At 36.3% G+C, this 835-nt stretch carries 2 protein-coding genes; both read right to left on the minus strand.

Features of this window, described 5'->3' with window-relative positions:
* Nucleotides 1-507, minus strand: a 507-nt coding sequence (locus IEY73_RS34585) for a hypothetical protein (protein ID WP_229716420.1), incomplete at its 3' end; no start/stop codon positions are given.
* Complete coding sequence (locus IEY73_RS34590) at nucleotides 477-770, minus strand: YggT family protein (protein WP_000577946.1); 294 nt, start codon at nucleotides 768-770, stop codon at nucleotides 477-479. The genes IEY73_RS34590 and IEY73_RS34585, both read right to left, overlap by 31 nt.
* Nucleotides 771-835: the final 65 nt, after the last annotated feature.

Consider the following 835-nt stretch of genomic DNA (forward strand, 5'->3'; position numbering starts at 1 on the left):
CTTACTTTGCAAAATTTCTAATTCTTCATAAAGAACGGGGTAAGCCTCTTTGATTTTAATTTGTAAGGGCTTAAGGGTTTGAAGGGGGATTTTATCAAAATCTCTGATTTTTGATCTTAAAGCGATAGCGATACAGCTTGCTTGGAAAGTGTCTGTTCCTTCTAGCATGCTTTCTAAAGCTATTTGCTTGCAATAAATATCTTCAGGCAATTTAACATCAGGGCTTTTTTCTGGATTGTCTGAGCCTTTTTCTTGCATGGCCTTTTGTAAGGCGTTGTTTTTATTTTGAGTCAATTCATAGGCTTTTTTGGCGTTTTCTAAAGTGGTTTTTTTATCGCTAATATAACGCCATAAATAATAATCCCTAACGATCCCGGCGGGCTTTTTTTCTAAATCTTTTAAATTGAACTCGGTTTGAGAAAAACCAACGCCAAGCATGCCGATAAAAAATAAAATAAAAAAACGCATGATTTTCTTTAAAAACTTTTGGCGAGTGCAAAAAGCCATTGGATGAGGGTTAAATCTAAAAATTTCAAAACAATGACCACCACTAAAGGAGCGAAATCCAACCCGTTAAACACAAGCTTGAATTTAGAGCGTAAAAAATAAAATACCGGCTCGCACAAGCGAGCGAGGATTTGCATGATGGGGTTATTGGGGTTAGGCTGCACAAAGCTAATGAGTGAATAAATGATGACTACCCACATATAAATCGTAATGAGCGAGCTTAAAATCACCGCTACCGCATTAATAAGAGTGGAAAATATCATGCTTTGAGCCTTAAAACTTCTTGATGATGGCTTTGGATATAGGGGAAAATCAAAGGCAATTCAAT

The sequence above is a fragment of the Mangrovihabitans endophyticus genome (assembly GCF_014646155.1).
Classification (GTDB): Bacteria; Actinomycetota; Actinomycetes; order Mycobacteriales; family Micromonosporaceae; genus Actinoplanes; species Actinoplanes endophyticus.